The sequence below is a fragment of the Lutibacter oricola genome (assembly GCF_900106565.1).
GTDB lineage: Bacteria > Bacteroidota > Bacteroidia > Flavobacteriales > Flavobacteriaceae > Lutibacter > Lutibacter oricola.
On record NZ_FNNJ01000026.1, the window covers coordinates 1 to 4,675 of the forward strand.

Here is a 4,675-nt window from a genome sequence, read left to right on the forward strand (position 1 = left end):
ACGTTTCAATGAGATTTTTATCGTTTTAGTTTCTTCTCCGTATTTTTATCATTTATCCGACTAGTTTTTCATCGGCATAAAATTTAACGGGTTTGAATATGGTTTGTTGCGTGTTTAAAGCACTAATTTAGCAAATAAAAACCAAATAGGAAATCCGCTAGGATTTTCGTAAATCGGCTAGAACTAGCAATAAATTATATGCGGTGTTGGCAAATCGTTTTTTTTATAAAATCATTATCTTAAAATTTATCATTATGTCTTATAAAGATTTAAAAGAAATCAGAAAACTTAATTATTGGAATCTAATAATCCTAATGCTCGTATTATTTCTAAAACTGCTAAACCTATTCCTATTATGATACTAATTCTCGCAATCAGTTTGGTTTTCGGGTATTCTTTAAGCATTTTTCTTGCTAATTCTAAGTCAACTTTTGTCTTCTCAAACTCAATATTTTCCCGTTCATTTTTCTTCTGTAATTCTCTCGTTTGTTTCTCTTCAATTTCTGTGAAACCTCCTTGACTTAAAAAACTTTCAGCTAAACCAGAAATTTGAATTAAATCTCCAGCACTTGTTCTCTTGTATTTAAGTATATCTGGTCGGTTCTGTTGAATTTGATTTAACAAAGAAATAATTTGGTCAACATTATAATATGGAAATAGATCCTTTTGAATAGATTTTACACTCGGCATAAATACTCTTCTCTTAGAGTTTTTATGTTCAGTCAAAAAAAATAATATTTTATCTAGGTCGTTCATTTCTAATGTTTGCCAACGGTTTAGAGTTTGGTTTCGTTGCGTGATTAAGCTCAAATTTAATTAAAAAACTCCAAACATTAGAATAATCAGAGGCTTTTCGTACGTAGAATTAACCAAGCAATGAAATAAACGCATTGTTAAATTGTGTGCCTTTTTGAGTTGTAATTATTTTTATTAAACTTAAATTAATCTTTTATGTTAATTCGTTACAGTTTCTCCTCCGAAGTGTTGCTCAAATCAGCGTTTCAACTGGTTTTCTCATTTTAGTTTCTCCTCCGAAGTGTTGCTCAAATCAGAGTTTCAACTAGTTTTTCCGTTTCAGTTTCTCCTCCGAAGTGTTGCTCAAATCAGCGTTTCAACAAGTTTTTCCGTTTCAGTTTCTCCTCCGAAGTGTTGCTCAAATCAACGTTTTAACTGGTTTTTCCGTATTCGTTTCTCCTCCGAAGTGTTGCTCAAAATCAACGTTTCAATGAGATTTTTATCGTTTTAGTTTCTTCTCCGTATTTTTATCATTTATCCGACTAGTTTTTCATCGGCATAAAATTTAACGGTTTTTGGTATGTTTTGTAGCGTATTTAAGCAACTAATTTAGTAAATATTTACCGACCAAGAAAATCCGAGAGGATTTTCGTAAGTGTGCAAAAACCAAGCTATAAAATATACCAGTTGTTGGGCATTCGTTAAGTTAGTCAAAGCTAAATTTTCCTTTTTTTATCGTAAAACTAAAAAGCCTTGAACTATCTACATTTTTTCCATTCAATTTTCCAGCTTTCCAAACTCCAAGCGAATTAAAGACGGTTTCAATTTGTTTATCTAATTCTTTATTTTTTGTTTTATTATCCATTTTACATTTAACGACTTTTCCTTTGCAATTAATTATTAATCCAATCAACCCTTTATCTTTGTACTTTGAATTATCATTTAAAAATGTAACTTCTTCATTTAATCTTTTCAGAATCATTTCATCTGATGCAGGACAAATAGCCTCCTCTTGTCCATCAATCGGAAAGAGTGCAAAAACATTTTTGTCATCACAAATACCCTCAATATTCTCTTTTACTTGCATTCTCGCAACGAATTGAGCTGATATTGTCGAAGTAAGTAATAAAGTTGTTAAAATTAGGATTGTCTTTTTCATAGTATTATATTATTTGGAGTTTTTATTTAATGATGCCCAACGGTTTGTGGTATGTTTTGTTGAGTGATTTAGCTATAAATTTAGTAAATAATTACCGACCAAGAAAATCCGATAGGATTTTCGTAAGTGTGCTAGAAACAAACAATAAAATATACCAGTTGTTGTGCAACGTTTATTACTTTTCAAAATGTAAATTCTATTACTACAATTCTTTTATGGAAATAATCATTAAAATTAGGATTAGATTTTAAAATTCCTCTCACAATTAATTCTTGTCTAATCATTCCAGCAGCTTCTCTGTTTTCATAGTATTCTTTTACAAATTTGTCTGTTTCCCCAACATAATCCAAAGCTCTTAAATACTGCCCAGTCTTATTAATCATTAATAGACCATTTTCATCTTTTAAATAAAGTTCATTCCATAAACCACTTTTGTTCAGTTTGGTTTCTGTTTTTGGTGATTGAAACTTAAACTTTTCAAAGTCAGTTGTTGAATCAGATATTATTTCAGTTAGGTATTTTTCGTATGCCTTTTCTATTTTTAGTTCAGGATAATTTTTCTTTAAATTCTTTTCAAAATCCGTAACTAATGAATTAATCGCATTTGTTTTCTTTTCTCCAAGAATGTTCTGAAATACTTGTTTATTCTTATCCAAATCATTTTGACAACTAAAAAATATAATTGTTAAAATAAATATGATTGTTTGTCTCATTTTCATAATGTTGCACAACGGTTTAGTATAACCAAAGTGGTGTTTTGGTTTTTGCAATTTTTCGTTTGTTAAATATATTAATTTTAAGGTTTAGAATTATTCTATTTTACTAAATGCAACAATTTTGGTTATACATTGTTGGGCGTAGTACTTTTTAATATTCGTATGAATTAATGTTTTCCTTAAACTTTTTAAAAGATTTTGAATTAGAGCTAATTTTATTCAAACATAAATTGGCAGATAATAAATCATTATGTTGAGTATTCAAATACATTTTTGACTTGTCAGAGCAGTGATAAACAAAATCTTCCAGTCTTTCTTTAGGAGAAGCAACTGATTCAGGATTCCCTTTTATTTTAGGAACTCTTTTTAAATTAAATGTGTTTTTAATACCATCAGGATCAGCTAAAAACCAACCTTCAATTTCTTCTATTGGAATACAAACAAATTTGTTTTCAACTTTACTTTTATTAATTAAATCATTCAAGTTTTTTTCAAGAGTTTTCAGATTATTTCTATCAAGGTCATGAACTAAAATTACCAAATCACAGCCTTTTCGGTATAGTATATCTGCATAACTCACAGCTTTTCTTCTCATTTTTCCACAACCGTTTCCAATCTGTTTTTTAAAAGTTAAATTATTTCTATTAAGTATTCGGCTAATGATTATTTTAAAAGATTTAAAGTCACTGTTATCTTCAACAATTAGTCCAATTGCATTTATTTTTATTTTTTTCTTCTTACTCATAATCAAAACCGCTTTCTTTCCAATATTCACCTAAATTTCCTTCGTTCTCTAAATATTCCTTTAGTATTTTATAATCATTAGATGATAAAGAATTTGAGATTGAATTAACTTTGGTCCCAGTTTCGTATTCTTTATGTACTAATAGTATATTCTCTGGTCGTAACATATCAAGGACATAATCTGAATGAGTACTTATTATAATTTGTTTATGTCTTGATTGCTGAATTATTAATTGTAGAATACTATTTAACAAACCATGATGTATACAAACTTCTGGTTCTTCTATAAGCAATAATTCATTGCTATCATTTAATATATAAAAAACTAAAGCCAAAGTCTTAAATGTTCCTTCTGAAAGTTGATTTGGTGATAATATTAAGCCATCAACTTTAACAGAAGGTATTATAATACTTTTGGTATTCTCAATTTGTTGGATTTTACCACCAGTTTTTACTTTATATGAACTACTCGGAATAACATGATCACTAAATTTGACATCTTCAATAAGATTAAGACCGTTAAGACCTACAGTATTTAAAAATAACTCAAAATTCGGACTTGAACCTTTATATGCTTTATAGAGATCGTAAATAAATTGTTGATGGATTTTATTTCCTCTTAAATTTCGAGAACTAATTCTATAATCGTCTAACTCAATGGATATAGGACATTTACTTGGGTCTGAAAATTGAGTAGCACTGTAATAACTTAAATTTGATATACCTTTAATCAATCTAATTTGAAATTGTACTTCTTCAGTTCTTAATGGTTTAGGAAGTTGCTTAAATGTTATTCTATCTTCGTCTAAAAGTTCAATTATTTGATAAATTGAACTTGCAACTTTAGTGTATTTTCTGGAAGTTTTTCCATGAATTCTATACTTAACTTCAGTATGAGAAACTTTATCAATATTTCTTTCATCTGTCTCATAGTAAAATTTACATCTCAAAAAAATAGTTTTGTCCTCAAAATCTAAAACCAAATTGATTTGGGTATTAAGAAGTTCATCCAAAACCCCATCTTTAATTTCTTCTGAAAAGAAACTACGACTTCTATCCATTTTCGTAAAAAGTCTTAAGCCATAAAGTATATTACTTTTACCAACTCCATTAGCACCAATAAGTGCCATCAAGTTTAAAGGTAAACCTAATTTTGTTTGAATACAGGATCTATAATTATTTATATCTACTTGCAGTATTTTCATGTGTTCTGTTTTGTATTACGCCCAACGGTTTAGGATAACAAAAGTTGTGTTTAAGTTATCGCAATTTTTCGTTTATAAAATTAATAAAATAAAAGTTAAGAAACATTCTATTTAGC

Annotated in this window: 5 protein-coding genes; all 5 read right to left on the reverse strand. The window is 28.4% G+C overall.

The window, feature by feature from the left end:
* Positions 1–288 precede the first annotated feature (288 nt).
* The 5 genes from BLU40_RS17045 to BLU40_RS17065 all read right to left on the reverse strand — a co-directional run bounded on the left by BLU40_RS17045 (position 289) and on the right by BLU40_RS17065 (position 4,559).
* The gene (locus tag BLU40_RS17045) at positions 289–756 is read right to left on the reverse strand and encodes a hypothetical protein (RefSeq protein WP_090126611.1); all 468 of its coding nucleotides are present in this window, start codon (positions 754–756) and stop codon (positions 289–291) included.
* 685 nt (positions 757–1,441) lie between these two features.
* Complete coding sequence (locus BLU40_RS17050; protein WP_139170999.1) at positions 1,442–1,894, reverse strand: hypothetical protein; 453 nt, start codon at positions 1,892–1,894, stop codon at positions 1,442–1,444.
* A gap of 182 nt (positions 1,895–2,076) precedes the next feature.
* The gene (locus BLU40_RS17055) at positions 2,077–2,607 is read right to left on the reverse strand and encodes a hypothetical protein (RefSeq protein WP_139171000.1); all 531 of its coding nucleotides are present in this window, start codon (positions 2,605–2,607) and stop codon (positions 2,077–2,079) included.
* Between the two features lie 154 nt (positions 2,608–2,761).
* A complete protein-coding gene (locus BLU40_RS17060) occupies positions 2,762–3,355 on the reverse strand; it encodes a DUF4276 family protein (RefSeq protein WP_090126619.1) in 594 nt (197 codons plus the stop codon).
* Positions 3,348–4,559, reverse strand: coding sequence for an AAA family ATPase (locus BLU40_RS17065; protein ID WP_245729970.1), 1,212 nt, complete (start codon positions 4,557–4,559; stop codon positions 3,348–3,350). Before BLU40_RS17065 ends, BLU40_RS17060 begins: the two co-directional genes overlap by 8 nt.
* Between the last annotated feature and the right edge of the window lie 116 nt (positions 4,560–4,675).

Excerpts from the sequence above, each read along its gene's own strand:
- BLU40_RS17045 (WP_090126611.1), bottom strand. The coding sequence starts at position 756 with ATGAACGACCTAGATAAAATATTATTTTTTTTGACTGAACATAAAAAC.
- BLU40_RS17050 (WP_139170999.1), bottom strand. The coding sequence starts at position 1,894 with ATGAAAAAGACAATCCTAATTTTAACAACTTTATTACTTACTTCGACA.
- BLU40_RS17055 (WP_139171000.1), bottom strand. The coding sequence starts at position 2,607 with ATGAGACAAACAATCATATTTATTTTAACAATTATATTTTTTAGTTGT.
- BLU40_RS17060 (WP_090126619.1), bottom strand. The coding sequence starts at position 3,355 with ATGAGTAAGAAGAAAAAAATAAAAATAAATGCAATTGGACTAATTGTT.
- BLU40_RS17065 (WP_245729970.1), bottom strand. The coding sequence starts at position 4,559 with ATGAAAATACTGCAAGTAGATATAAATAATTATAGATCCTGTATTCAA.